Origin of the sequence: Luteimonas terrae (assembly GCF_004358165.1) — a bacterium.
Taxonomy (GTDB): Bacteria; Pseudomonadota; Gammaproteobacteria; order Xanthomonadales; family Xanthomonadaceae; genus Luteimonas; species Luteimonas terrae.
Genome location: NZ_SMTG01000002.1, coordinates 1,544,528 through 1,568,687 on the forward strand (window position 1 = coordinate 1,544,528; position 24,160 = coordinate 1,568,687).

A 24,160-nucleotide genomic window follows, 5' to 3' on the forward strand; every position below is an offset into this window, starting at 1 on the left:
GAACGATGCTTCGCGCCTGCAGGCATGGCCCGGTACCGCCCACGGCCGCAGATTGGACGGCAACTGCCGGTGGTTGCCCACTGGCGCCGGAGCCTGCCATGTCCCGCCTGCCTGCCCTCTACATCTCCCACGGTTCGCCGATGACCGCGCTCGAGCCCGGCCAGGTGGGCGCACGTCTGGCCGAACTCGCCCGCGACCTGCCCCGCCCGCGCGCGATCGTCATCGCATCCGCGCACTGGCTGGCGCACGCGCCGCATGTGGGCGCCGCGGCGCATCCGCAGACCATCCACGATTTCGGGGGCTTTCCGCAGGCGCTGTTCGACATCCGTTATCCCGCGCCGGGCGCGCCCACGCTTGCCGCCCGCGTCGCCGGACTGCTGTCCGATGCCGGTCTGTCGCCGACGCTCGACCCCACCCGTGGCCTCGACCACGGCGTCTGGGTGCCCCTGCGTCTGCTGTACCCGGACGCCGACATTCCGGTGGTGCCGGTGTCGATCCAGCCCCACCTGGGGCCAGCGCACCAGCTGGCCGTGGGTCGGGCGCTGGCGCCGTTGCGCGACGAGGGCGTGCTGGTGATCGGCTCGGGCAGCATCACCCACAACCTGCACGACTGGCGCAGTTACAACGACGCCAGGCAGGCGCCCTACGTGCAGCCCTTCATCGACTGGGTCGAGCAACGCATGGCGGCCGAGGACGTCGACGCCCTGCTCGATTACCGCCGCCAGGCGCCGCACGCCGAACGCGCGCATCCCACCGACGAGCACCTGCTGCCGCTGTACGTGGCGATGGGCGCCGGCGGCACGCCGATGCGTGCGCAGCGCATCGATGCCGGCATCGACATGGGCTTTCTGGCGATGGACATCTACCGCTTCGACGGCGCGCCCGCGTAGCCGACGTCGCGTCGGGTGGGTGGAGCGCAGCGAAACCCGCCATTGCGATGCGCACCCTTGCGACGGCAGATGCCGGGATCAACTGCAATCGCGATGCGAGCGACGCGCGTCATGGGTTTCGCCGCGCTCCACCCATCCTGCGTCAGCGGGTCGCTTCGACGCCCAAAGAAAAACCGCCCGCCCCGGATTCCGGAGCGGGCGGCTTCAGGCGTCGAACCGCGATCAGCGGCGCTTGGCGATGCGCGCGTGCATGTGCGCTTCGTCGTCGAGCCAGTTCTGATCCTTGTTCTTCAGGAAGAACACGTAGACCACCAGCGACACCGCGATGATCGAAGTGGCATAGATCACGAACATGTCGATCTGGTCGGCCTTCAACGCGGCCTGGTAGGCCAGCGGCGCGGTGCCGCCGAAGGCCGAGTTGGCCAGCGCATAGCCCAGGCCCACGCCCAGCGCGCGCACGTGGGTCGGGAACAGCTCGGCCTTCACCACCGCGTTGATCGAGGTGTAGCCGGTCAGGATCACGAAGCCGATGCCCAGGATCACGAACGCGGACAGCGCACTGGTCTGCTGCGGCAGCGCCGTCACCAGATACCAGGTGTAGAGCACGCCGCCGATGCCGAAGAACACCAGCAGGCTCTTGCGGCCGATGCTGTCCGACAGCCAGCCGCCGACCGGCTGCAGCAGCATCAGGAAGGTCAGCAGACCGAGGTTGATCCAGGTGCCGGTGATGACGTCGCCACCGGCGAACGCGGTCTGGATCATCTTCGGACCGTTGACCGAGTAGGCGTAGAACGCGAGCGTGCCGCCGGCGGTGATCAGGAAGCACAGCAGCAGCGGGCGCCACTGGTTCACGAACAGCTCGCGCATCGAGCCGCTGGCCTTCGCGCCGCCGGTCTTGGCCGCTTCGATCGACGAGGTTTCCAGCGATTCCTCCATCGTGCGACGCAGCCAGAACACCACGATCGCGGCGAGGCCGCCAATGCCGAAGGCGACGCGCCAGCCCCACTCGGTGATCTGCGAGACGTCGAGCATCAGCAGCATCGCCAGCAGCGTGGCCTGCGCCAGCACGTGGCCACCGACCAGCGTCACGTAGTGGAACGAGGACAGGAAGCCGCGACGGCCGGGAATCGCCGCCTCGGACATGTAGGTCGCACTGGCGCCGTACTCGCCGCCGGTCGCGAAGCCCTGCACCAGACGCGCGATCAGCAGCAGCACGGCCGCCCAGATGCCGATCTGCTGCGCGGTGGGCGCGATCGCGATCAGGAACGAACAGCCCGCCATCACCGACACCGACACCGTCAGCGCGAGACGGCGGCCGTAGCGGTCGGCGAAGCGGCCGAAGTACCAGGCGCCGATCGGGCGCATCAGGAAGGTCGCGGCGAAGATCGCCCAGACGTAGAGCGTGGAGTTCTTGTCGTCGGCCGAGAAGAACTGCGATTCGAAATAGACCGCGAAGACCGAGTAGACGTAGACGTCGTACCACTCGACGAGGTTGCCGGCCGAACCCTTGAGCGTGTTGGACACCGACCTGCGCAGGCTGGCGGGACGGGACGCGAGGGGGGCGGCAGCGGCGCTGGGAGCACTCATGCGGGGGCCTGCTCGGGGGAGAGAAGGCGGCGAGTATAGGCCCGGGTCCCGTGACGGACGGCGCATCTAATCCATTGGGACTAGATGGCGCCGCACCGCGCTCCGGCGGGCATCGCGCCCGGATGTGCGCCGCCGTGTGATATCCCTCGCCCCCGTGCGAACCACCCCATGAGAGTCGACCACCGGCCACGCATGGACACCACGATGCCCCTCGAAGACACCGGCGCGGAATTCGCCCGGCTGCTGCGCGATCACCACGGCATCGTCGCCACCGTGGCGGCGAGCTACTGCCGCGACCCGCACGACCGCGCCGACCTCGCGCAGGAGATCGCCGTGCAGTTGTGGCGCGCCTGGCCGAAATACGACCGCAGCCGCGCCTTCAGTACCTGGATGTACCGCATCGCGCTCAACGTGGCCATCAGCGCGGTCCGCAGCGCCACCTTGCGCCACCGCCATGCGGTGCCACTGGACGAGACGCTGCACGACCTGGCCGATCCCGCGCCGCACGACGCCCAGGCCGAGCAGCAGGTCCGCGCCCTGCACCGCTTCATCCACGCGCAGGCGCCGCTCGACCGCGCCCTGCTGCTGCTCTACCTCGACGAGCGCAGCCACCGCGACATCGCCGAGATCCTCGGCCTGTCCGAGACCAACGTCGCCACCAAGATCAGCCGGCTGCGCCAGCGCATCCGTCACGAACTGTAGAGGACACCGCCATGGAACACGACGACCTGAAATCCGCCTGGCAGTCGCTCGAAGCGCGCATGGCGCGCAGCGATGCGGTGCAGCTTGCGCTGCTGCGCGAAACCCGCATGAACCGGGCACGCGGACATCTGCGGATGCTCAAGCTCGGGCACTGGCTGCAGTGTGCGCTCGGCCTGGGGCTGATCGCGCTCGGCGTGGCTTGCTGGACACGCAACACCGACGTCCCGGGCCTGCTGGCGGCGGGTCTCGCGCTGCACGCCTTCGGCGTGCTCAATATCCTCGGCGGGACGCTGACGCTGGTCCTCGCCGCGCGCGTCGACTACAGCGCGCCGGTGCTGACGATCCAGCGCCAGCTCGCCGCCTTGCTGCGCGCCTACGCGTTGAACGCGACGGTATGCGGCCTGCCGTGGTGGATCATGTGGCTGCCGGTCGTGGTCGCGGTCGCCGGCCTCGGCGATGTGCCGCGCGGCGCCGGCACGCCGGGGTGGATCGTCTGGAGCCTGGCGATCAGCGCGATCGGACTCGTCGTCACCTGGCTCTACAGCCTGCGCCACCGCCGACGGCTCCTGCGCACGGACGCCGGAACGTCCACCAGTTGCGGCGACGGTGCCGACGGCATCCGCCGCAGCCAGCGCGTGCTCGCCGAGATCGCGGAGTTCGAGGCACGCTGAAGACTGCAGCGCGCTGCGCCGATCAATCGAGCTTCAGGCGGATCGGTCCGATGCGTGGTGCGAACACGTTGTAGAGCCAGGCGACCAGGGCACCGAGAAGGCTGCCGCCGAGCGCGCTCAATATCGGGTATCCGATGAACACGTAGGCCGGCGGCATCGAGTCGAACGACAAGGTGACTGGCCCTGCCAGCGTCACCTGGGTGACGGGCCCGCTGGCGAAATGCACGCCCGCCGCCGTGACGGCGCTGGCGAAGACACCGAGCACGAAATAGATCGCCGCCAGCATTCGGGCAACGCTCACGACCGATACGGCCATCAGCGGTGTGTGTGCAGGGGTATTCCGCATTGGAGAACCTTCCATGGAAAAACCCGAACGTCAGGCGCTGCCCGCCTCCGCACCGCCACGCTGCAATGGATCGGGCAACGGCTCGCCCTCGGCGACGAACGACAGCGCGACCGAGTTGAGGCAATGACGTTCGTGGCTCGGTGGCGGGCCGTCAGGGAACACGTGGCCCAGATGGCTGCCGCAGCGCGCGCAGACTTCCTCGACGCGGATCATGCCGTGGCTGGTGTCGCGGATCAGCGTGATGTGCGCCGCGTCGTAGGGCGCGAAGAAGCTCGGCCAGCCGGTGCCCGAATCGAACTTCGCGCTGGAGCGGAACAGCGGAAGCGCGCACAGCCGGCAGCAGTAGGTTCCTTCGCGCTTGTTGTCGAGGAACACGCCGCAGAACGGCGCTTCGGTCCCATGCTGCAGCAGCACGCGGCGCTCGTCCGCGGACAGCCCGGCCTCAAGTGCAGCGCGCTGTTCGGGGGTTGGCGGAGTCAGGTCGAATCGGGACATGGCGCTTCTCGTCGCGGGTCTGGACTCGACCAGATGGCGGCGGCGCGGCCCCGTCTCAAGAGCGCACCCTGCCCGTAGCGGGGTGGCGCGTCCGCTTCCACAACCGCCAGACCAGCGGATAGACGCCGCGATGCGCGAGCGCCGACACCGCGGCGACCACGCTACCGATCAGCAACGGCAGGAACGCGCCGAAGACGAAGGTCATCGCGACGACGAAGCCGAACACGCATTCGGCGCGGAAGGCCGGCAACAGCACGCCCAGCGCGACGGCGGCCAGCAGGACGGCGCCGGCCAGATCCTCGCGCCCTTGCACGAAAGCCGCCGACAGCAATGCGCCGGTCAGCAGTCCGGCGGCCGCGCCGATGGCGACGCGGGCACCCGCGCGCCTAGGATCACGGCTGGCCGCGATGCGACGCGACACGCGACCCGACGCGAACCAGGCCAGCGCCGGCAGCAGCACCAGCCCCCAGCCGTTCCAGATCGCCGGCAGGTCGGGGCGTGCGAGCAGGTGGTGGCTCACGATGCCGCCGTGCAGATGTTCCCAGACCAGGTGCGCGAGCTCGGCGACGCAGACCGCAGCGAGCAGCCACAGACGCCAGCGTCCGGTTGCGATGTCGATCGCGTTGTCGGCCCACATCCGCATGGTCGTCTCCCTGTATTGCCGGCACTCTACGGAGTGCGCAGCCGCGGCGCGCATGACCTTCGCCACCCCGACTTCCGGCCACCGGGCCTACCGCGACATGGACAGCGGGCGCCGACGGCGGCATGGTGTCCGACCTTCCACACCGAGGTGCCCCCCGTGATCAAGCGACTGACCGGCCTGACCGCCCTGACGCTCTGCGTAATGGCCTGCTCGCCCGCCGCGCCGGACGCGCCCGCGAGTGCCGACGCGTCGGCAGCGGCGCCGAGCACCGCGCCCGCCGCACCGGCCGCTGCACCCGCGGCCGCCGACGCCAGCCCGTCCACCCTGGCCTACCAGCGCGTCAACGACACGATGCACGCCGGCATGGGCGCCGGCTTCACCGGCGATGCCGATGTCGACTTCATGCGCGGCATGATTCCGCATCACCAGGGCGCGATCGACATGGCGCACGTGGTGCTCGAACACGGCAAGGACCCGGAAGTGCGCGCCCTGGCGCAGCAGGTTATCGATGCGCAGGAAGCCGAGATCGCGCAGATGCGCCAGTGGCTCGAAGCGCGCGGCCAGTCGACCGGCGCACCGGCCGACGCGCACGACGGCCACGACGCGCACGCGCACCACTGATGCAGGAGCGCCGCCGGACCGGGCGGCGCTGTTCCTTCAGAGCATCGGCAGCTTGAGACCCTGCGTCTTCGCGCAGTCTTTCGCGATGTCGTAGCCGGCATCGGCGTGGCGCATCACGCCGGTGCCGGGGTCGTTCCACAGCACGCGCGCGATGCGCGCATCGGCGGCCTCGCTGCCATCGCAGACGATCACCACGCCCGAGTGCTGCGAGTAGCCCATGCCGACGCCGCCGCCGTGGTGCAGCGAGACCCAGGTCGCGCCGCCGGCGACGTTGAGCATCGCGTTGAGCAGCGGCCAGTCGCTGACCGCGTCGCTGCCGTCGAACATGGCTTCGGTCTCGCGGTTCGGCGAGGCGACCGAACCGGAATCCAGATGATCGCGCCCGATCACGATCGGCGCCTTGAGTTCACCGTTGCGCACCATTTCGTTGAACGCGAGGCCCAGCTTGTCGCGCAGGCCCAGGCCGACCCAGCAGATGCGCGCCGGCAGGCCCTGGTAGGCGATGCGTTCGGCGGCCATGTCCAGCCAGCGATGCAGGTGCGTGTCGTCGGGAATGAGTTCCTTGACCTTGGCATCGGTCTTCGCGATGTCTTCCGGATCACCCGACAGCGCGACCCATCGGAACGGGCCGATGCCGCGGCAGAACAGCGGCCGCACGTAGGCCGGCACGAAGCCGGGGAAATCGAAGGCATTGGTGCAGCCTTCGTCCCGCGCCATCTGGCGGATGTTGTTGCCGTAGTCGACCGTGGGGATGCCCTGCGCGTGGAAGGCCAGCATCGCCTCGACGTGCACGCGCATCGAGGCCTTGGCCGCGTCGCGCACGGCCCCGGGATTCGCGGTCTGCTCGGCGATCCAGCGCTCGACGCTCCAGCCGATCGGCAGATAGCCGTGCACCGGGTCGTGCGCGCTGGTCTGGTCGGTCACGCAGTCCGGGCGCGCGCCACGCTTCACCAGCTCGGGCAACACGTCGGCGGCGTTGCCGAGTAGCGCGATCGACCTGGCCTCGCCGGCCTGCGTGTATTTCGTGATGCGCGCGAGCGCATCGTCGAGATCGTCGGCCTGCTCGTCGACGTAACGGGTCTTGAGCCGGAAATCGATGCGGCTCTGCTGGCACTCGATGGTGAGCGAACACGCGCCGGCCAGACTCGCGGCCAGCGGCTGCGCGCCGCCCATGCCGCCGAGGCCGGCGGTCAGGATCCACTTGCCGGTCAGATCGCCGCCGTAGTGCTGGCGGCCCATCTCGACGAAGGTCTCGTAGGTGCCCTGCACGATGCCCTGGCTGCCGATGTAGATCCACGAACCCGCGGTCATCTGGCCGTACATCGCCAGACCCTTGCGGTCGAGTTCGTGGAAGTGTTCCCACGTCGCCCAGTGCGGCACGAGGTTGGAATTGGCGATCAGCACGCGCGGCGCGTCGGCGTGCGTTCGGAACACGCCGACCGGCTTGCCCGACTGCACCAGCAGGGTCTCGTCGTCGCCGAGGGTCTTTAGCGATTCGAGGATCGCGTCGTAGCAGGCCCAGTCGCGCGCGGCGCGGCCGATGCCGCCGTAGACGACGAGGTCTTCGGGGCGCTCGGCGACCTCGGGATCGAGATTGTTCTGCAACATGCGGAACGGCGCTTCGGTGAGCCACGACCGGCAGGTCAGCTCGCTGCCGCGCGGGGCGCGAACGGTGCGGGACGGGTCGTGGCGCGAGGCGTCGGTCATTGCGGCAATCCATCGAAGACGATGCGGCGATTATCGCATCGGGACGCACTGCCAGCTGGTGCGCTGCGGCGTGAGGCGGACGTGTCGCACGGCCTATGCTCGCGCGCATGATCCGATGCCTACTCCTGACGTCCGCGTGCGTGGTCGCACTCGCGGGCTGCGTGTCCAGCCCTGCACTCGAGCCCGCGCAACAGGTCGCCGGCGGGGCGCCCGGCCGCGTTCTGGTGTTCTCGCGCACCGCGGGCTTCCGCCACGATTCGATTCCGGTGACGATCGACACCTTGCGCACGCTCGGCGCGCAGTCGGGCTTGACGGTGGATGCCACCGAGGACGCGACGCTGTTCGACGACGCGACGCTGGCGCGCTACGCCGCGGTCGTGTTCGCGCAGACGACCCGCGAAGTCCTCGCCCCCACGCAACAGGCCGCCTTCGAACGTTACGTGGCCAATGGCGGCGCCTTCATGGGCGTGCACGCGGCCGCAGACAGCGGCTACACCTGGCCATGGTATGGCGATCTGGTCGGTGCGTGGTTCGCGCGGCATCCGGACGGTCTGCAGACGGTGCGCGTGGTGTTCGAGAACGGGTCCGGGCCGGCGGGCGTCCAGGACTGGCGGGTCACCGACGAGATCTACGACTACCGCCGCAACCCGCGTCCGCAGGTCCGGGTGATCGCGTCGGTCGATCCGGCATCGCACCCGTCCGGCGGCATGGGCGACGACCATCCGATCGCCTGGTGCCACACCAATGCCGGCGGGCGCGCCTGGTACACCGGGCTCGGGCACGATGCCGCGCTGTTCGCCGATCCGGTGTTCCGCGCACATCTGCAACGCGGTCTGCTGTGGAGCACGGGGCGCGCGGAAGTTTGCTGAGCGGACCGGCGCTGCATGCCGCGCGGATACAAAAAACGCCCGGCACTGGCCGGGCGTTCGGGCGCGCACTGACGTGTCCGCTCAGAACACCGACGGATCCAGACGCCGCAGCGCATCCTTGATGTCGACGGTGCCGGTGCGTTCGATGTCCTCGCGGGTGTAGACCCGCCCACCGCCCGTCGTGCATTCCTGTTCGGCGCGCTTGGAACGGGCATTGCGCGCAGCCGTGACGCGCGAACCGGTTTCGCGGATGCAGAAGCGGTCCGACGGGCTGGCGCGCTGGCCGCGCTCGCGCATCGACTCCTCTTCCTCTTCCTGCTGCTGGGCGTGCGCCGCCTGGGTGACCGCGCCGAACGCGAGACCGGCGAAGATCGCCGCCGTCCACCATGCCTGTTTCATCGCGCACCTCCTGCGGTGCAGACCTGTGTGCCGACACGATACCCGCAGACGCGTGCCTGCGGGTCTGCGCGCGATGAATGTTCAGCGCGGGTGATGCCTGCGTTGCCGCCGCTTCATGCGACTGACTGCGGTCCGTCATGACACGCCGGTATCCTGTGCGGATGCCCCGAACCTTTTTCGCGCGCGCGATCGCGCTGCTTCCGCTGTTGCTGCTGGCCGCCTGCGCCAACCGGCCCACACCTCCCCAGGCACCTGCGTCCGCAGCGATGGTCGCCCCAGTGCCGACCTTGCTGCTGGTCTCCTTCGACGGTCTGCGTCCCGACTATCTGGGACGCGGCGACACCCCGCACTTCGACGCGCTGGCCGCTGCCGGCGTGCAGGCCTGGATGCGCCCGTCGTACCCGTCGCTGACCTTCCCCAACCACTACACGCTGGTGACGGGCCTGCGGCCGGACCGTCACGGCCTGATCCACAACTCGATGCACGATTCGACGCTGGGCGATTTCCGCCTGTCGGACCGCGACGCGGTCGGCAACGGCGCATGGTTCGAGGATGGCGAGCCGCTGTGGGTCACGGCCGAACAGGCCGGCCTGCCCACCGCCACGCTCGCGTGGCCGGGCAGCGAGGCGCCGGTGCACGGCGTGCGGCCGACGCGCTGGCTGCCGTACGACGAATCGCGCGCGATGGACGCGCGCGTCGACACGGTGCTCGACTGGCTGTCCGAGCCGGACGCGACCCGCCCCGCGCTGGCGACGCTGTACTTCGAGCACACCGATTCGGCCGGCCACACGTACGGGCCCGACTCGCCCGAGCTGCACGCGGCCTTGCGGCAGGTCGATGCCGCACTCGGGCGTCTGGTGACGGGCCTCCGCGCGCGCGGACTCGAGGACCGGGTCAATCTCGTCGTCGTCTCCGATCACGGCATGGCGGAAGTGGCGCCCGGCCGGACCATCGCGCTGGAAGACATGGTGTCGATGGAAGAGGCGCGCGTCGTCTCCTACGGACAGGTGATCGGCATCGCGCCGAATGCCGGTTTCGAGGCGCAGGTCGAGGCCAAGCTGCTGGGCGCGCATCCGCAGTACGACTGCTGGCGCAAGGGCGAGCTGCCGCCCCGCTGGCACTTCGGCACGCATCCGCGCATCCCGCCGATCGTCTGCCAGATGCACCTGGGCTGGGACGCGATTCCGCGCACGGCCATCGCGCGACGCGCCGGCAAGACGCGCGGCTCGCACGGCTACGACCCGGCCGCGCCGGAGATGCGCGCGGTGTTCATCGCGCACGGCCCGGCGTTCCGCAGCGGCGTGAGGCTCGACGGCTTCGACAACGTCGACCTCTACCCGATGCTGGCGCGGTTGCTGCGGGTGACGCCGGCGGAGAACGACGGGAATCCGCGGACGTTGCTGCCGGCGCTGCGCGACGGCGCGCGCTGAAGGCACGGGTCGCCTTCACCGCGCGCGTATGAAGGATGGAATAGCGCGATCCATCGGATCGCATGGCAACGCCTCGGGCGCGCGTCTTCGCTGCGAAGCTGCCCGAGCTCAGCCGTGATGCGATGGGCGCGTTTGCCCCCACCCAACCCTCCCCCGCGAGCGGGGGAGGGCTTCATTTCCGCCTGGGATGAAGCGGCGCGGCGCGCCAGCCGCGATCCGATCCCGCCCTCGACATCCATGTCCGAAAACGGCCAGTCCGGCGCCTGCCCCGGTGCTAGCCTGCTCGCATGCCTCCCCCGCCCGCCCTGTCCGACACCGCCGTCTGCGAGCAGGCGCGCCTGAGCCGCGATGCGCGCTTCGACGGGCTGTTCTTCACTGCGGTGCGCACGACCGGCATCTACTGCCGGCCGGTATGTCCGGCGCCGGCGCCGAAGCCCGGCAACGTCGTCTACTACCCCAACGCGGCCGCCGCGGAAGCGGCCGGCTTCCGGCCTTGCCTGCGCTGCCGGCCCGAACTGTCGCCGGTCGACGGCAGCTGGCACCGCGGCGACGACATCGTCGCGCGGGCGCTGGCACTGATCGATGCAGGCGCGCTCGACGACGCGCCGCTGTCCGCGCTGGCGGCGCGCCTGCACATCGGCGAGCGCCAGCTGCGCCGGCTGTTCGTCGAGCGTCTGGGCGCGGCGCCGATCGGCGTGCACGGCACCCGGCGCCTGCTGTTTGCGAAGCAACTGCTGACCGAGACCGCATTGCCGGTCACAGACGTCGCGATGGCGGCCGGCTTCAACAGCCTGCGGCGCTTCAACGCGGTGTTCCAGCAGGCGTATCGCATGCCGCCGCGCGAACTGCGCCGCACCCCGCGGGAATCGACCGGTGACGCGCTGGTGCTGCGCCTCGCCTACCGTCCACCCTACGACCTGCCGGCGATGCTGGACTTCCTGCGCGGCCGCGCCCTGCCCGGCATCGAGCACGTCGACGAGACGTCCTACACGCGCGTCATCGGCGAGGCCGCGGCGCCGGGCTGGCTGCGCGTCGGCGCGTGGCCCGCATCGCGCGGCGATTCGGCGCCCGACGCCTTGCGCCTCGAACTCCACGGCTGCGCCGCATCGCACCTGCAGGACGCAGTACGGCGGGTCCGCCGCATGTTCGACCTCGACGCCGACCCCGACGCGATCGCCGCCCATCTCGCGGCGGACGCCCGCCTCGCGCCGTTGCTGCGCCGGCGCCCGGGCCTGCGACTGCCGAGCGGCTGGGACGGCTTCGAGATCGCGGTGCGCGCGGTGATCGGACAGCAGGTCAGCGTGGCCGCGGCGCGCACGCTGACCGCGCGCCTGTCGCAGCGTTTCGGCGCGCGCCTGCCCGACGCGCTGGCGGCGCAGGGCTTCGCGCATCTGTTCCCGACGCCCGAGGCCCTCGTCGATGCCGACTTCGACGGCCTCGGCCTGATCGGCAGCCGCATCGCGACCATCCGCGGCATCGCACGTGCGCTGATCGAGGGCCGGGTGGACTTCGACCGGTCCCGCACGCTCGACGACTTCGTCGCGCGCTGGGTCGCGCTGCCCGGCATCGGGCCGTGGACCGCGCAGTACATCGCGCTGCGAGCGCTCGGCCATCCCGACGCGTTCCCGGCCGAGGACCTGGTCCTGCAGAAGACGCTGCCGGGTGACGGATCGCGTCTGGGCGCAAGGCAGCTTCTCGCGCACGCCGAGCATTGGCGCCCATGGCGCGGCTACGCGGTCTTCCATCTCTGGCGCGAGGCCAGCGCCTCCGCACCCGCACCCGCATCCTCTCCGACGCCGTCCCCGCGCGCGCGTCGCCCACGGAGTTCCCCGACATGAATCCGACGCCTGCCGTGTTCACCCGCACGATCGCCAGCCCGGTCGGGCCGCTGTTCCTTGCCGCGTCCGATGCCGGCCTGCATGCGGTCGAGTTCGCCGAGCACCGGCATCCGGTGCCGCGCGGCGACGACTGGCGCGCGGGCGCGCATCCCGTGCTCGACGCCGCTGCGACGCAGCTGGGCGAGTACTTCGCCGGCACGCGCCGCAGCTTCGCGCTGTCGCTCGCGGCGCGCGGCACGGCATTCCAGCAGCAGGTCTGGGATGGCCTGACCCGGATTCCCTATGGCAGGACGGCCAGCTACGTGGAACTGGCGCGCATGGTCGGCAAGCCCACGGCGAGCCGCGCGGTCGGCGCGGCGAACGGGCGCAATCCGCTGTCGATCGTCGTGCCCTGCCATCGCGTCATCGGGGCCGGTGGCGCGCTGACCGGCTTCGGCGGCGGGCTGCCGACCAAGGTCTTCCTGCTGACGCTGGAAGGTGCGTGGCCACGCGAGACGGCCCTGCTGTAGACGCGCGTCCGGCGCCTACATCCCGCGGAAACGGTGCACGAAGGCTGCGCTCACCGGCAACGACTCGCGGTGCCCGCGGAGCTGGATCCGCGTCTTGCCCAGTTCGTCGCGGCGCACGCGGTCGATCGTCGACACGCGCACCACCGTGCCGCGATGCACCTGCCAGAACGTGTCCGGATCCAGCCCGCCCAGCAGCTCCTTGAGCGGAGTGCGGATCAGGGCCTCGTCGTCGGCGGTGACCACGCGCACGTACTTGTCCTGGGCCTGAAAGAACAGCACCTCGTCGATGCCGATCATGCGCACGTGGTCGCCGATGCTCGCGCTGATCCAGCGTATCTGGCGCTCGCCCTGCGGGCGCAGGCGCGCTTCCAGATCGTCGACCAGCGCCTGCAGGTCGTCGCCCGACGGCTGCCGCAACCGCTCCTGCAACCGGTCCACCGCGAGGCGCAGCCGTGCCTCCGAGACGGGCTTGAGCAGGTAATCGACCGCGCCGGCCTCGAACGCGCGGATCGCATATTCGTCGTAGGCCGTCGTGAACACCACCAGGCCGCCACCGGCGACGACCGCACGCGCGACATCGAGCCCGCCGACGCCGGGCATGCGGATGTCGAGGAAGGCCACGCGCGGCCGGTGTTCGGCGGCGGCCTGCAGCGCGGTGATGCCGTCCTCGCAGGCGGCGATCACGTCGAGCCCGGGCCACAGGGTCTCAAGCATCTCCAGCAACGCGGCGCGCTGCGGCGCTTCGTCCTCGGCGACCAGAGCCGTGACGGTGTCGGTCATGCGTGTGCGTCCAATGGCGTGCGGATTTCGGCTTCGGCACCCCCGCCGGCGACGCCGGTCAGACGCAGCGACGCGCGGTTGCCGAAGCGGGCCGCCAACTGGTCGCGCACGTTGGCCAGGCCCATACCGCCGCCGACACCCGGCTGCAGGCCGGCGCCGTCGTCGACCACGCCGACGTGCAGCGTGCCGTCCGCGGTCCACGCGCGCACGCGGATGCAACCGGCGCCGGGCTTGGGCTCGACGCCGTGCTTGACCGCGTTCTCGACCAGGGTGATCAGCAACAGCGGCGGATACGGCAATGCGCGCAGCGCGGCATCGGCTTCGATGACGTAACGCAGGCGGTCGGCAGTGCGCAGGCGCATCAGTTCGAGATAGCGCGCGCACAGGTCGAGCTGCTCGCCGAGCGTCGACTGCAGGGTCGCCCCGCCGTCGCGCAGGCGGGGAATTGTCGCGCGCAGATAGTCCACCAGCGCATCCAGCGTCGCCTCGGCCCGGCCAGCGTCCTGGCGCACCAGCGCGCGCACCGAGGCGAGCGTGTTGAACAGGAAGTGCGGCTCGACCTGCGCCTGCAGCGCGCCGAGCCGCAACTCCGACTCGCGTGTCTGCGCCTGCAACGCCGCGACCTCGCTGCGGTGGCGACTGTCGGCCAGACGCCGCTGTTCGCCGAAATAGGCGCGCAGGGCCATGCCGCCGCCGAGCAGTCCGTAAATGAAGACCAGCGTGACCAGATGGACGGCCATCACGCCCATGCGCGCAGAGCCGGATTCGTAATGCGCGCGCATCGCCTCCAGGTCGTAGGCGGGCTGGCCCATCTGCGACTCCATGAACGCGTTGATGTAACCGCTGGCCCAACGATCGGCGAAATAGGCGATCACGATGCCGACGCACAGCGACAGCACGACCAGCACGCGTTCACGGCGCAGCGGCAGACGCAGATGCCGCACGAGCGTCGCGCAGGCCGGCCCCGCCGTCGTCATCAGCAGGAACGCGATGAAGGAGTAGGCACTCGCGGTCAGTGCGCCGGCCAGCGTGGCCGGGCTGATCGACATGGCAAGCAGCGTCAGCACCGAGAAGCCCAGGATCACGCTGCCGAACAGCAGCGTGCGCCCGGCCAGCCAGTGCGCGCTGAACACCGGATAGCGGCGGTAACGGGTCCACAGATAATCGCCGCCGACGACCACGTCGTCGGGCAGCGGCTGGCCCAGTACGTTGCGTGCGTTGGCCGTCGTCATCTCAACCCCGCGCGCCGCGCATCACGCGGCCGCCCTGGTGCAGTTCCAGCGCGTTCACCTGGCCGTCCGCCCCACGCTGGAAGCGCAGCTCGATGCCGAAGGCCGCGGCCTCGAAGCGGTCGGTGCCGGTGGCGTCCAGCGGGAAGGCGCCCTGGCCGGTCGCCTGCGCGCGCAGGCGTCCATCGGCGGCGTCCACTTTCAGCACGAATCCCGGCATCAGCGTGTAGTCGCCGGCGTAGGCCGCAAGCGTTGCATCGTCTAGCCGCGCCTGCCCGGCCTGCGCTCCGTCGTCCACGCGCGTGGCCGGCATCGCGCCGCCGCCTTGCAGCCAGACGAACGTCCAACGGCCGTCCGACGCCTGCTTGGGCGACAGCAGCGCATCGAACTGCAGCGGATAGAAATCGCCGAAGTCGTCATAGCCGAGTTCGAACACGGGCTGGCCCGCCGGATGGATCGTCAGCGTGTCGCCCTTGCGCGCCAGTTCCACCCGCATGCCGCCGGCCAGTTGCCAGCTGCCGACCAGGCCATCGAGGACCTCCGCCGGGGGCGTCGCGACCTTGCGCGGCTTGCCGACCGGCACCGAGGCATCGAGCAGGTGCGCGCCGAGACTGCCGAGTCCACCGAGCGCGGTCAGCGCGGTATCCGACAGCACGACGACGCCACGACCGTTCGCCGGGTCGAAACCGACCAGCGACGAGAAGCCCCCGGTGCCGCCTTCGTGCACCCACACGCGGCGCCCGGCCAACGGGGCGAGCATCCAGTTCATTGCCATCGGCGGCTGTTCGGACACCGGCTGCTGCGTGGCCTCGAGCGCCGCCCGCACCGCGGCGGGCACTTCGATCAGGCCGAGCTGCGCCTGGGTGTAGCGGACCATGTCGTCGAGCGTCGCGCGGACACCGCCGACGCCGGCAAGATCGCCCGGAATGGTCCAGGCGGCAGTCGGGTTGCCGTTGGGCAGATGGCCGGTGGTCGGGCGCACGCCGCCTGGCGGCTGCGCGATGTAGGCGTGCGTCATGCCGAGCGGCGCGAACAGCTGCTCGCGGAGCAAGGCTTCGAACGGCTGGCCGGCGCGCTGCGCGACCGCGTAGGAGAGCAGCATCGACGCAAAGTTGGAGTACTCGAACTGCGTGCCCGGTGCGCGTTGCAGCGTGACGTCGCCGAGCGAGGCCAGCAACGCCGCCGGCGTCACCGACGCGTACGGATCGGCCGGATTGCTGACCTGCATGCGCGCCGGCAGCGCCGGCAGACCCGAGGTGTGGGTGACGACATGCCGCAGCAGGATCGGCCGACCCTCGAACGCCGGCACCACCGTGCCTGCCGGCAACCAGTCGGCCAAGGGGTCGTCCAGCGACCCGTTCCCTTCGGCGATCAATTGCGCGAGCAGCGCGGCGGTCATCGTCTTGCTGACCGAACCGATCTCGAACGCGCTGTCGGCACCGATCCGCGGTGTCGCCGTGCCGTCGGCGCAGCGGTAGGTCCGCGCAACGCGCTCGCGCTCGATCACCGCGACCGCGAAGCAGGCACCGGTGCGATCGCCCGACAGCCGCGCGTCGACCGCACGGGCCAGCGCGACATCGTCCATCGCGGCGGCGTTGCCCGCGGCGAGTGCGAGCAAAGCGGTGAGCGTCATGACATTGGGCAACATCGCGGAATCTCCTTCCTCTGGGATGGTGCCATGCTGCGCACCCCGCGCCTTCCCTGCCGGGCCTTGCGACGGAACCCCGGATCCGGCCGATGGAACCGGCGCAGGCTCAGGCGAGCAGGCGCGCCATCGCGCGGGCATGGTCCCGCGCCGCGGCCTCGTGCATCGCGTGCCGGCCCTCCGCGACGACCCGGCGACCCGCCACCTGCACTTCGCGCACCAGCGGCCGGTTGCCGGCGAAGACCCAGCGGTCGAGCACATCGGCGGGCGTGGCGCCGACGAGCAGTGGCGCATCGGCATCGAGCACCACCGCATCGTCGCGCGCGTCGAATCCGGTGGACGCTGCTGCGCTGGCCTGCACGCCGGCGAACAGGGTCGCGCCGACGCTCGGCGTCGTGTCACCGACGGCGATGTTGCGACGGCGCGTGACCAGCCGCTGCCCGTACTCAAGCCAGCGCAGTTCCTCGACCGGCGAGACCGAGATGTGCGAGTCTGAACCGATGCCCCAGCGGCCGCCGGCATCGAGGTAGTCGCGCAGCGGAAACAGCCCGTCACCGAGATTGGCTTCGGTCGTCGGGCACAGCGCGACGGTCGCGCCGCTGCGGGCGATGCCCTGCACTTCGGCGGCATCGAGATGCGTCGCGTGCACCAGCGTCCAGCGCGCGTCGACCGGCGCGTGATCCAGCAGCCACGCCACCGGCCGTGCACCGCGCACGGCGATGCATTCCTCGACTTCGGCCACCTGCTCGGCGATGTGGATGTGGATGCGCGCGTCGTCCGGCAGGCCGGCGAGCACCGCGTCCATCGCCTGCGCCGGCACGGCGCGCAGGCTGTGCAGCGCGCAGCCCACGCGCAGGCCTTCGTGCTGGCGCGCGTGCAGATCGCCGAACAGGCGCAGGTACGCGTCGACGTCGTGTCCGAACCGCTGCTGCCGCTCGCCCAGTGCGCGCCCGTCGAAGCCGCCGGCCATGTACAGCACCGGCAGCAGCGTCAGGCGGATGCCCGTGCCGGCCGCGGCCTCGATCAGCGCATCGCTCATCGCACTCGCCGGTGCGTATGCGCGGCCGTCGGGCGCGTGGTGCACGTAATGGAATTCGCAGACCGTGGTGTAGCCGACTTCCAGCATCTCGACATAGAGCTGCGTCGCCACCGCGCGCAAGGTGTCGGGATCGAACCGCCCGGCCATCCGGTACATGGTCTCGCGCCAGGTCCAGAACGAATCGGCCGGATCGGTCTGTACTTCCGCCAGCCCCGCCATCGCCCGCTGGAAGGCGTGCGAATGCAGGTTCGCGATGCCGGGCAGGCGCCAGCCGGCCGGCGTGCGCGCGACGTGGATCGCGGGGTCTTCGTGCATCGGTCCGGCTCCTCGAAAACGTGTGCGGTAGGCTAGCCGGTCTTCATGCCTGGAACATCCGATGAGCCCAACTTCGATCGCGCTGCTGGGCGCACTGGTCGCCGTGATCGGCGGTCTGGTCGCGGTCTTCGCCGGCGTCGCCGCGACGCGCAAGCGACAGTCCGACGCGCGCGTGCAGGCGCGCCCCGGTGCGGACACCGGCGCGAACGGAGACGGCGGTGTCGACTGACGCTTGGGACGGCCTGCTGCTCGGCGCCACGCTGGCGACGCTGGACGGCGACAGCGGCTACGGCCTGATCGAAGACGGCGCGCTGGGCTGGCGCGACGGGCGGATCGTCCACGTGGGCCCGCACGACGCCTTGCCCGACGGCGCTGAGGCGCAGGCCGGACAGGTCATCGAAACGCGCGGTCTGGTCACGCCCGGCCTGATCGACTGCCACACGCATGCGGTGTTCGCCGGCAACCGCGCCGGCGAGTTCGAAATGCGCCTGCAAGGCGCCAGTTACGAAGAAATCGCGCGCGCCGGTGGCGGCATCGTGTCGAGCGTGCGCGCCGTGCGCGAGGCCGACGAGGACGCGCTGCTCGCGCAGTCGCTGCCGCGTGCGCAAGCGCTGGTTGCCGACGGCGCGACCACGCTGGAGATCAAGTCCGGCTACGGCCTGGACTTCGACAACGAACGCAAGATGCTGCGCGTCGCGCGCCGCATCGGCGACGTGCTCGGCATCACCGTGCGGACGACCTTCCTGGGCGCGCATGCGCTGCCGCCGGAGTTCGCCGGCCGTGGCGATGCCTACATCGATGCGGTCTGCGACTGGCTGCCGCGCCTGCATGCGGACGGTCTGGTCGACGCGGTCGACGCCTTCGCCGAACGCATCGCCTTCAGCGCCGCGCAGACGCGACGCGTGTTCGAGGTCGCGCGCACGCTGGGACTGCCGGTGAAACTGCATGCCGACCAGCTCAGCGACGGCGAAGGCGCGGCGCTGGTGGCCGAATTCGGCGGTCTGTCGGCCGACCACGTCGAGCACACCTCACCCGCGGGCGTCGCCGCGATGGCCCGGGCCGGAACGGTCGCGGTGCTGCTGCCGGGCGCCTTCCACGTGTTGCGCGAGACCACGCTGCCGCCGCTCGATGCCTTCCGCGCCGCAGGCGTGCCGATGGCGGTCGCGACCGACTGCAATCCCGGCACCTCGCCGCTGCTGTCGCTGCGCCAGGCCATGCAGCTGGCCTGCACCCATTTCCGGCTGACGCCGGAAGAAGCGCTGCGCGGCGCGACCGTGCATGCGGCGCGCGCACTCGGCCTGGCCGATCGCGGACGCCTGGCCGTCGGCCAGCGCGCGGACTTCGCCTGCTGGCAGGTCGCGCAGCCCGCCGAACTCGTCTACTGGCTCGGCGGGCCGTTGCTGGCGATGTCGTTCGCCGGCGGGCATCGGCTGGACTGAGCCCACGAAAAAGCCCCGCTTTCGCGGGGCTCTGTCTTGAAACGAAGCGCGTGTCGCGTCAGTCGGCCTTGACGGCCTTCTTCGCGACGGCCTTCTTCGCCGGCGCCTTGGCGACGGTCTTGGTGCCGGCGGCCTTCTTCACGACCGGTGCGGTCGCGGTGCCGGTGGCCTTGACGAGGCCCTTCGAGCGGCTGTTGCCGTAGCTCGCGTTGTAGCGCTTGCCCTTGAGGGTCCTGCGGTCGCCCTTGCCCATGAATGTGCTCCTGATGCTTTTGCGTGTTGAATGCGTGGACGCGAACGTGCGCCCAACTCGGGGCGCACGGGACCGCGGATTCTAGCACGCGGTCACGGCGCAGATGGGGCTCAGCGGCCGCGGTGGGCGTGGGTCAGGCGCAGGTTCAGCAGATGCGCGCCGGCCAGCAGCAGACCGCCGATGGTCATCACCACCGCGTGGGTGATGGTGTGGTCGTGCAGATGGGTGAACGCACCGGCCCAGACCAGCGCCAGACCCGGCAGCAGCAGCGCCCAGGCGCGGAACGCGCGATGCCTGCGCCAGCCGAGGGTCAGCGTGGTCGCGCCGAGCAGCGTGGCGAAGATCACGAAGGCCTGATCGATGTCGATCCAGCCGCCCACGTTCAGGCCGAAGGCCGGCAACAGCGCCAGCAGCACCGGCAGCAGCGCGCAATGGACCGCACACAGGAACGACGCGGCAAAGCCGACCCGGTCGGCGCGTTGCAGGGTGGAATCGTGTGCAGACATGTCTTTTGGGGGATGCGGGGATTTCCGTAACATTATAACATTCCCTCTTCGCCCACCAGTGTACTGCATCCGTAATGACCAAGACTTCCCGGTTTGCCCCCGTCCCGACCCGCCTCGCGATCGCCGTCGCCCTGCTGCTGCCGACGGCCGCGGCCTTCGCCCAGAGCGACGCGCAGGCACAGAACCAGACCCACGCGCATCCCACCACGCTCGACCGCGTGCAGGTGACGGCGACCCCGCTGGGAGGCGACGCCGAAGATCTCGCCCACCCGGTGGAGGTGCTGTATGGCGATGCGCTGGAGGATCGCAAGGCCGGCAATCTGGGCGACACCGTCTCGTCGCTGCCCGGCGTGCAGAGCGGATTCTTCGGCACCGGTGTGGGCCGGCCGATCATCCGCGGCCAGGAAGGCCCGCGCGTGCAGGTGCTCTCGGGCGGCATCGGCAGCATGGACGCCTCGACCGTCAGCGCCGACCACGCGGTCAGCATCGAGCCCTTCCTCGCCGACCAGATCGAAGTGCTCAAGGGGCCGGCCAACCTGCTCTACGGCAGCGGCGCGATCGGCGGCGCGGTCAACGTGGTCGACGGCCGCATCGCGCGCGAAGTGCCCGATCGTCCGCTCAGCGGCCGCGCCGAACTGCGCGCCGCCAGCGGCAACGACGAGCGCAGCGGCATGTTCCGCCTCGACGGCGTCAGCGGCGACAACCTGGTGCTGCATGTCGACGGCCTGATCCGCAACACCGGCGACTTCGACATTCCCGGCTTTGCGCAGGTGCCCGAAGACCACGATCACGACCATGATCACGACCACGAACACGCGGACGAAGAGAACGCCTTCGGCACGCTGCCCAACAGTTCGATCCGGACGCGCGCCGGTGCTGTCGGCGCCACGTATTTCGGCGAGCGCGGCCACCTCGGCATGGCCCTGAGCACCTACCGCACCAACTACGGCCTGCCCGACGGTGCACACGTGCACGCCGAGGACGGCGGTCATGACCATGACCACGATCACGACCATGACCACGACGAGCACGGCTCGGTACGCATCGACATGGTGCAGAACCGCATTGACCTGAAGGGTGGCCTGTACAACCCGCTGCCCTTCCTCAGCGCATTGAACGTGCGCGCGGCCTACAACGATTACGAGCATGTCGAGCTCGAAGGCGACACGCCGGCGACGCGCTTCACCAACAAGGGCACCGAGGCCCGCATCGAGGCCGTGCAGAACCCGATCGCCGGCTGGAACGGCGCCTTCGGCCTGCAGGTCGGTCATGTCGACTTCGGCGCGGTCGGCGAAGAAGCCTTCGTGCCGCCGAGCGTGACCGACACGCTGGGCCTGTTCGTCGTACAGGAGAAGGAGTTCGGGCCGGTGAAGCTGGAGTTCGGCGGCCGCCACGAGCGCGTCGAAATCGAGCCGCAGGCCGGCCAGTCGCGCAAGTTCGACGCCAGCAGCCTGTCGGGCGCGGCGATCTGGCACCTGTCGGACGTGTTCGACCTGCGCTTCGGCGCCGACATCTCCGAGCGCGCGCCGACCAACGAGGAACTGTTCGCCGCCGGCCCGCACATCGCCACCCGCTCGATCGAGATCGGCGACGACACGCTCGACACCGAACGCGGCCAGCGTCTGGAGGTGGGCGTCCACGCGCACACCGATTTCGTCGAGTTCAAGGCCGCGGTCTACCAGACGAAATTCGACCGCTTCACCTATCTCGCCGACACCGGCGTCGAAGAGCAGGGCTTCCCGGTGCGTCTGTGGACCCAGGGCGATGCGACCTTCCGCGGCGCCGAGGCCGAGGCCAAGTTCCATCTCCTGGAATCCGACGCGGGCGACTTCGACCTGCGCGTGTTCGGCGACATCGTGCGCGCCGAACTCGATGGCAGCGGCACCCGCGAAGTCGCGTTCGCGGTGCCGCATGGCGACCACGCGCACAACTACACGGTCGACATCGCCCAAGGCGGCAATCTGCCGCGCATCGCCCCGTCGCGATACGGCGCCGACCTCAACTGGACCCTGGGCGGCTGGCGCGCGAACGTCGGCGCGGTGCGCTACCAGAAGCAGGACCGCGTGGCCGCGCTCGAGGCGCCCAGCCCCGGCTACACCCTGGTCAATGCGGGCGTCGCCTGGCGCGTCGGCGAAGCCGACGGCACCCAGTGGGAGCTGTTCCTCGACGGCCGCAACCTGACCGATCGCGAAGCCCGTCCGCACACCTCGCTGCTGCGCGACTACGCCCCCCTGCCCGGTCGCACGGTGGCAGGCGGCATCCGCGTGTACTTCTGACGGTCGATCCGACCGGTTCCGGTCTCTCCAGTGACGCGTGCGTCACCCCCCCCACGCCGGGTTCCGGCGTGGGGCTTTTTTTGACCAGCCGCTGGACTACAGCCAAGTCTGCGAAGCAGATTCGGGAGCGACCCCGGTCGCGATTCCACCCGGTCGCGAAATCTGCCGGCTTACCGGGAACCGCGGCAGCGCGCTCCCACAAGCGCAACGGCGGAGACGCGCGCGGAGCGGTCACAGTCGACCGGCCCGTCATCAAGGTGTAATACATCGAAAATTCGATGCAGGTACACGCAATGCGCGTCCAGAACGAGACTCCCGGCGTTCCCGCCTCCGGTTGCAGTTGCCATCGCCTGCGCAAAATCGCGCGGCTGATGACGCAGCGCTACGACCGGGCGTTGGCGCCGGCGGGCATCAACGTCAACCAGTACGCCATCCTGCGGCACGCCCGGGGCCAGCCGCAGACTGTCGGTGCACTGGCGCGCAGCCTGGGCATGGAACGCAGCACGCTCAGCCGCGATCTCGGGCATCTGGTCGCTGCAGGCTGGGTGTGCCTGCAGCGTGATCCCGACGATGCCCGCCAGCGTCGCGTCGAAATGCGTCCCGCCGGCGATGCGGTGCTCCGGGTCGCCGAGCCGTTGTGGCGTGCCACGCAACTGCAGATCGAAGCGCTGATGGGCGTCGACGAGGTCGGGCGCCTGCACGCGGTGCTCGATCGCGCGACCCGGACACTCGCCGCATGAGCGCGCCCGTCATGAACCGCTGGTGGCCGCTGGTGCTCGCGGCGACCGCGATGATGATGATCACGATGGGCATCCGGCAGTCGCTGGGCCTGTTCGTGCAGCCGATCGCCGCCGATACGGGCCTGGGGATCGCGGCGATCAGTTTCGCGCTGGCGGTCGGCCAGTTCGTCTGGGGCGCGGTGCAGCCTGTGTTCGGCGCGATCGCCGACCAGCGCGGCAGCGGACGCGTGCTGGTGCTCGGCGGCGTGCTGCTGTTCGCCGGCATGGCGGCGGCGCCGTTCTTCGCTTCCGAGTGGGGCCTGCTGCTGACGCTGGGTCTGGTCAGCGCCGCGGGCGCCGGCGCAGGCAGCTTCTCGATCCTGATCGGCAGCACTGCGCGGGCGATTCCCGCCGAGAAGCGCTCGATGGCCTCGGGCGTGGTCAACGCGGGCGGCTCGTTCGGCCAGTTCCTCTATGCGCCGTTCGCGACCACGATGATCGGCGCCTTCGGCTGGGCCGCCGCCGCGTGGGCCATGGCCGCGACCGCGCTCGCCACCCTGCCGCTGGCGTGGCCGTTGCGGCGTCGCAAACTGCCGCCGGCACCCGCAGACGCCGCCGTGGCGGTGGTCGTCGAAGACGACATCGGCCTGCGCGCACAGTTGCGCGTCGCGCTGCGCGACCGCAGCTACTGGCTGCTGCATCTGGGCTTCTTCACCTGCGGCTTCCACATCGCCTTCCTGGTGACGCATCTGCCGACCGAGATTGCGATGTGCGGGCTGTCGGCCGGCGTGTCGGCGATGGCGCTCTCGCTGATCGGACTGTTCAACATCGTCGGCAGCATCGGCGCCGGCTGGCTGGGCCAGCGCTACCGCATGAAGTGGCTGCTGACCGCGATCTACGCCAGCCGCGCGCTGATGATCCTGGTCTACGTGCTGTCGCCACCGACGCCGACGACGTTCTTCCTGTTCGCCATCGGTCTGGGCATGAGCTGGCTGGCGACCGTGCCGCCGACGGCGGGCCTCGTCGGCAAGCTGTTCGGCCCGCGCTATCTGGCGACGCTGTTCGGTCTGACCCTGCTCTCGCACCAGACCGGCGCGTTCTTCGGCGCATGGATGGGTGGCATCGCAGTGGCGAAGACGGGCTCGTATCTGTGGGTCTGGTACGCCGACATGGCGCTGGCGCTGCTGGCCGCTGCGGCCAATCTGCCGATCCGCGAAGCGCAGCTGCCGAAGGCGGTCGCGGCCGCCTGACG

Annotated in this window: 24 protein-coding genes and 1 pseudogene; 13 read left to right on the plus strand and 12 right to left on the minus strand. The window is 70.4% G+C overall.

Features of this window, described 5'->3' with window-relative positions:
• Positions 1–98 precede the first annotated feature (98 nt).
• Positions 99–890: a dioxygenase family protein gene (locus E2F49_RS07100; protein ID WP_133393158.1), complete on the plus strand. Its 792-nt coding sequence runs from the start codon at positions 99–101 to the stop codon at positions 888–890.
• A gap of 222 nt (positions 891–1,112) precedes the next feature.
• On the opposite strand, the gene E2F49_RS07105 is transcribed toward E2F49_RS07100, so the two are convergent.
• Entirely contained in the window at positions 1,113–2,477 is a 1,365-nt protein-coding gene (locus tag E2F49_RS07105; protein WP_133393159.1) for an MFS transporter, read from the minus strand.
• 204 nt (positions 2,478–2,681) lie between these two features.
• Here E2F49_RS07105 and E2F49_RS07110 point away from each other — a divergent pair, with 204 nt between their 5' ends.
• Together E2F49_RS07110 and E2F49_RS07115 are read left to right on the plus strand one after the other, a co-directional pair.
• On the plus strand, positions 2,682–3,179 hold the full coding sequence (locus tag E2F49_RS07110; RefSeq protein ID WP_133393160.1) for an RNA polymerase sigma factor: 498 nt from the start codon (positions 2,682–2,684) through the stop codon (positions 3,177–3,179).
• 11 nt (positions 3,180–3,190) lie between these two features.
• Positions 3,191–3,850: a hypothetical protein gene (locus E2F49_RS07115; RefSeq protein WP_133393161.1), complete on the plus strand. Its 660-nt coding sequence runs from the start codon at positions 3,191–3,193 to the stop codon at positions 3,848–3,850.
• Between the two features lie 22 nt (positions 3,851–3,872).
• On the opposite strand, the gene E2F49_RS07120 is transcribed toward E2F49_RS07115, so the two are convergent.
• Genes E2F49_RS07120 through E2F49_RS07130 form a run of 3 tightly spaced genes read right to left on the minus strand, consistent with a single transcriptional unit; the run spans position 3,873 to position 5,334 of the window.
• On the minus strand, positions 3,873–4,166 hold the full coding sequence (locus E2F49_RS07120; protein ID WP_133393162.1) for a hypothetical protein: 294 nt from the start codon (positions 4,164–4,166) through the stop codon (positions 3,873–3,875).
• 60 nt (positions 4,167–4,226) lie between these two features.
• Positions 4,227–4,691, minus strand: a complete 465-nt coding sequence (gene msrB, locus E2F49_RS07125; RefSeq protein WP_133393163.1) for a peptide-methionine (R)-S-oxide reductase MsrB — start codon at positions 4,689–4,691, stop codon at positions 4,227–4,229.
• 55 nt (positions 4,692–4,746) lie between these two features.
• Positions 4,747–5,334, minus strand: a complete 588-nt coding sequence (locus E2F49_RS07130) for a hypothetical protein (RefSeq protein WP_133393164.1) — start codon at positions 5,332–5,334, stop codon at positions 4,747–4,749.
• 156 nt (positions 5,335–5,490) lie between these two features.
• On the opposite strand from E2F49_RS07130, the gene copM reads away from it, so the two are divergent.
• Positions 5,491–5,955 (plus strand): CopM family metallochaperone, encoded by a 465-nt coding sequence (copM, locus tag E2F49_RS16625; protein WP_243713491.1) that lies wholly within the window; start codon positions 5,491–5,493, stop codon positions 5,953–5,955.
• 36 nt (positions 5,956–5,991) lie between these two features.
• Here copM and hutU read toward each other — a convergent pair whose 3' ends face one another.
• Positions 5,992–7,662 (minus strand): urocanate hydratase, encoded by a 1,671-nt coding sequence (gene hutU, locus E2F49_RS07140; protein ID WP_133393165.1) that lies wholly within the window; start codon positions 7,660–7,662, stop codon positions 5,992–5,994.
• 161 nt (positions 7,663–7,823) lie between these two features.
• Here hutU and E2F49_RS07145 point away from each other — a divergent pair, with 161 nt between their 5' ends.
• Complete coding sequence (locus E2F49_RS07145) at positions 7,824–8,531, plus strand: ThuA domain-containing protein (RefSeq protein WP_243713492.1); 708 nt, start codon at positions 7,824–7,826, stop codon at positions 8,529–8,531.
• Between the two features lie 81 nt (positions 8,532–8,612).
• Here the strand turns inward: E2F49_RS07145 and E2F49_RS07150 are convergent, their stop codons facing one another.
• Positions 8,613–8,930, minus strand: a complete 318-nt coding sequence (locus E2F49_RS07150) for a hypothetical protein (RefSeq protein WP_133393167.1) — start codon at positions 8,928–8,930, stop codon at positions 8,613–8,615.
• A 161-nt stretch (positions 8,931–9,091) separates the two neighbouring features.
• Here E2F49_RS07150 and E2F49_RS07155 point away from each other — a divergent pair, with 161 nt between their 5' ends.
• The 3 genes from E2F49_RS07155 (at position 9,092) to E2F49_RS07165 (ending at position 12,707) form a co-directional block, all read left to right on the plus strand.
• Positions 9,092–10,360: an alkaline phosphatase family protein gene (locus E2F49_RS07155; RefSeq protein ID WP_133393168.1), complete on the plus strand. Its 1,269-nt coding sequence runs from the start codon at positions 9,092–9,094 to the stop codon at positions 10,358–10,360.
• A gap of 287 nt (positions 10,361–10,647) precedes the next feature.
• Positions 10,648–12,198, plus strand: coding sequence for a DNA-3-methyladenine glycosylase 2 (locus E2F49_RS07160; RefSeq protein WP_133393169.1), 1,551 nt, complete (start codon positions 10,648–10,650; stop codon positions 12,196–12,198).
• Positions 12,195–12,707, plus strand: a complete 513-nt coding sequence (locus E2F49_RS07165; protein WP_133393170.1) for a methylated-DNA--[protein]-cysteine S-methyltransferase — start codon at positions 12,195–12,197, stop codon at positions 12,705–12,707. Before E2F49_RS07160 ends, E2F49_RS07165 begins: the two co-directional genes overlap by 4 nt.
• Before the next feature lie 15 nt (positions 12,708–12,722).
• Here the strand turns inward: E2F49_RS07165 and E2F49_RS07170 are convergent, their stop codons facing one another.
• From E2F49_RS07170 to E2F49_RS07185, 4 genes are all read right to left on the minus strand, one after another.
• Positions 12,723–13,487, minus strand: a complete 765-nt coding sequence (locus E2F49_RS07170) for a LytR/AlgR family response regulator transcription factor (protein ID WP_133393171.1) — start codon at positions 13,485–13,487, stop codon at positions 12,723–12,725.
• Positions 13,484–14,719 (minus strand): sensor histidine kinase, encoded by a 1,236-nt coding sequence (locus tag E2F49_RS07175; protein WP_133393172.1) that lies wholly within the window; start codon positions 14,717–14,719, stop codon positions 13,484–13,486. Before E2F49_RS07175 ends, E2F49_RS07170 begins: the two co-directional genes overlap by 4 nt.
• A 1-nt stretch (position 14,720) precedes the next feature.
• Entirely contained in the window at positions 14,721–16,364 is a 1,644-nt protein-coding gene (locus tag E2F49_RS07180; RefSeq protein ID WP_165971142.1) for a serine hydrolase, read from the minus strand.
• A 106-nt stretch (positions 16,365–16,470) separates the two neighbouring features.
• Entirely contained in the window at positions 16,471–17,715 is a 1,245-nt protein-coding gene (locus E2F49_RS07185; protein ID WP_133393174.1) for a formimidoylglutamate deiminase, read from the minus strand.
• 61 nt (positions 17,716–17,776) lie between these two features.
• Here E2F49_RS07185 and E2F49_RS16330 point away from each other — a divergent pair, with 61 nt between their 5' ends.
• Both E2F49_RS16330 and hutI read left to right on the plus strand, forming a co-directional pair.
• Positions 17,777–17,944 carry a hypothetical protein gene (locus E2F49_RS16330; protein WP_165971143.1) on the plus strand — a complete coding sequence of 56 codons (168 nt, stop codon included), beginning with the start codon at positions 17,777–17,779 and terminating at the stop codon, positions 17,942–17,944.
• Positions 17,934–19,154, plus strand: a complete 1,221-nt coding sequence (gene hutI / locus E2F49_RS07190) for an imidazolonepropionase (RefSeq protein ID WP_133393175.1) — start codon at positions 17,934–17,936, stop codon at positions 19,152–19,154. The genes E2F49_RS16330 and hutI overlap by 11 nt, the downstream gene beginning before the upstream one ends.
• A 58-nt stretch (positions 19,155–19,212) precedes the next feature.
• Here the strand turns inward: hutI and E2F49_RS07195 are convergent.
• Positions 19,213–19,440: pseudogene (locus E2F49_RS07195) on the minus strand (30S ribosomal protein THX); the annotation flags it as partial.
• Positions 19,441–19,517: 77 nt separating this feature from the next.
• On the minus strand, positions 19,518–19,913 hold the full coding sequence (locus E2F49_RS07200) for a MerC domain-containing protein (RefSeq protein WP_055249323.1): 396 nt from the start codon (positions 19,911–19,913) through the stop codon (positions 19,518–19,520).
• A gap of 74 nt (positions 19,914–19,987) precedes the next feature.
• On the opposite strand from E2F49_RS07200, the gene E2F49_RS07205 reads away from it, so the two are divergent.
• The 3 genes from E2F49_RS07205 (at position 19,988) to E2F49_RS07215 (ending at position 24,158) form a co-directional block, all read left to right on the plus strand.
• On the plus strand, positions 19,988–22,189 hold the full coding sequence (locus tag E2F49_RS07205; RefSeq protein ID WP_133393176.1) for a TonB-dependent receptor: 2,202 nt from the start codon (positions 19,988–19,990) through the stop codon (positions 22,187–22,189).
• A gap of 371 nt (positions 22,190–22,560) precedes the next feature.
• On the plus strand, positions 22,561–22,929 hold the full coding sequence (locus E2F49_RS07210; protein WP_243713494.1) for a MarR family winged helix-turn-helix transcriptional regulator: 369 nt from the start codon (positions 22,561–22,563) through the stop codon (positions 22,927–22,929).
• Complete coding sequence (locus E2F49_RS07215; protein ID WP_133393178.1) at positions 22,926–24,158, plus strand: MFS transporter; 1,233 nt, start codon at positions 22,926–22,928, stop codon at positions 24,156–24,158. Before E2F49_RS07210 ends, E2F49_RS07215 begins: the two co-directional genes overlap by 4 nt.
• The last annotated feature ends 2 nt before the right edge of the window (positions 24,159–24,160 follow it).

Bases quoted from the DNA above. Each gene is read 5' to 3' on its own strand.
- E2F49_RS07100 (WP_133393158.1), top strand. From the start codon at position 99: ATGTCCCGCCTGCCTGCCCTCTACATCTCCCACGGTTCGCCGATGACC.
- E2F49_RS07105 (WP_133393159.1), bottom strand. From the start codon at position 2,477: ATGAGTGCTCCCAGCGCCGCTGCCGCCCCCCTCGCGTCCCGTCCCGCC.
- E2F49_RS07110 (WP_133393160.1), top strand. From the start codon at position 2,682: ATGCCCCTCGAAGACACCGGCGCGGAATTCGCCCGGCTGCTGCGCGAT.
- E2F49_RS07115 (WP_133393161.1), top strand. From the start codon at position 3,191: ATGGAACACGACGACCTGAAATCCGCCTGGCAGTCGCTCGAAGCGCGC.
- E2F49_RS07120 (WP_133393162.1), bottom strand. From the start codon at position 4,166: ATGGCCGTATCGGTCGTGAGCGTTGCCCGAATGCTGGCGGCGATCTAT.
- msrB (WP_133393163.1), bottom strand. From the start codon at position 4,691: ATGTCCCGATTCGACCTGACTCCGCCAACCCCCGAACAGCGCGCTGCA.
- E2F49_RS07130 (WP_133393164.1), bottom strand. From the start codon at position 5,334: ATGCGGATGTGGGCCGACAACGCGATCGACATCGCAACCGGACGCTGG.
- hutU (WP_133393165.1), bottom strand. From the start codon at position 7,662: ATGACCGACGCCTCGCGCCACGACCCGTCCCGCACCGTTCGCGCCCCG.
- E2F49_RS07150 (WP_133393167.1), bottom strand. From the start codon at position 8,930: ATGAAACAGGCATGGTGGACGGCGGCGATCTTCGCCGGTCTCGCGTTC.
- E2F49_RS07155 (WP_133393168.1), top strand. From the start codon at position 9,092: ATGCCCCGAACCTTTTTCGCGCGCGCGATCGCGCTGCTTCCGCTGTTG.
- E2F49_RS07160 (WP_133393169.1), top strand. From the start codon at position 10,648: ATGCCTCCCCCGCCCGCCCTGTCCGACACCGCCGTCTGCGAGCAGGCG.
- E2F49_RS07165 (WP_133393170.1), top strand. From the start codon at position 12,195: ATGAATCCGACGCCTGCCGTGTTCACCCGCACGATCGCCAGCCCGGTC.
- E2F49_RS07170 (WP_133393171.1), bottom strand. From the start codon at position 13,487: ATGACCGACACCGTCACGGCTCTGGTCGCCGAGGACGAAGCGCCGCAG.
- E2F49_RS07175 (WP_133393172.1), bottom strand. From the start codon at position 14,719: ATGACGACGGCCAACGCACGCAACGTACTGGGCCAGCCGCTGCCCGAC.
- E2F49_RS07180 (WP_165971142.1), bottom strand. From the start codon at position 16,364: ATGTTGCCCAATGTCATGACGCTCACCGCTTTGCTCGCACTCGCCGCG.
- E2F49_RS07185 (WP_133393174.1), bottom strand. From the start codon at position 17,715: ATGCACGAAGACCCCGCGATCCACGTCGCGCGCACGCCGGCCGGCTGG.
- E2F49_RS16330 (WP_165971143.1), top strand. From the start codon at position 17,777: ATGAGCCCAACTTCGATCGCGCTGCTGGGCGCACTGGTCGCCGTGATC.
- E2F49_RS07200 (WP_055249323.1), bottom strand. From the start codon at position 19,913: ATGTCTGCACACGATTCCACCCTGCAACGCGCCGACCGGGTCGGCTTT.
- E2F49_RS07205 (WP_133393176.1), top strand. From the start codon at position 19,988: ATGACCAAGACTTCCCGGTTTGCCCCCGTCCCGACCCGCCTCGCGATC.
- E2F49_RS07210 (WP_243713494.1), top strand. From the start codon at position 22,561: ATGACGCAGCGCTACGACCGGGCGTTGGCGCCGGCGGGCATCAACGTC.
- E2F49_RS07215 (WP_133393178.1), top strand. From the start codon at position 22,926: ATGAGCGCGCCCGTCATGAACCGCTGGTGGCCGCTGGTGCTCGCGGCG.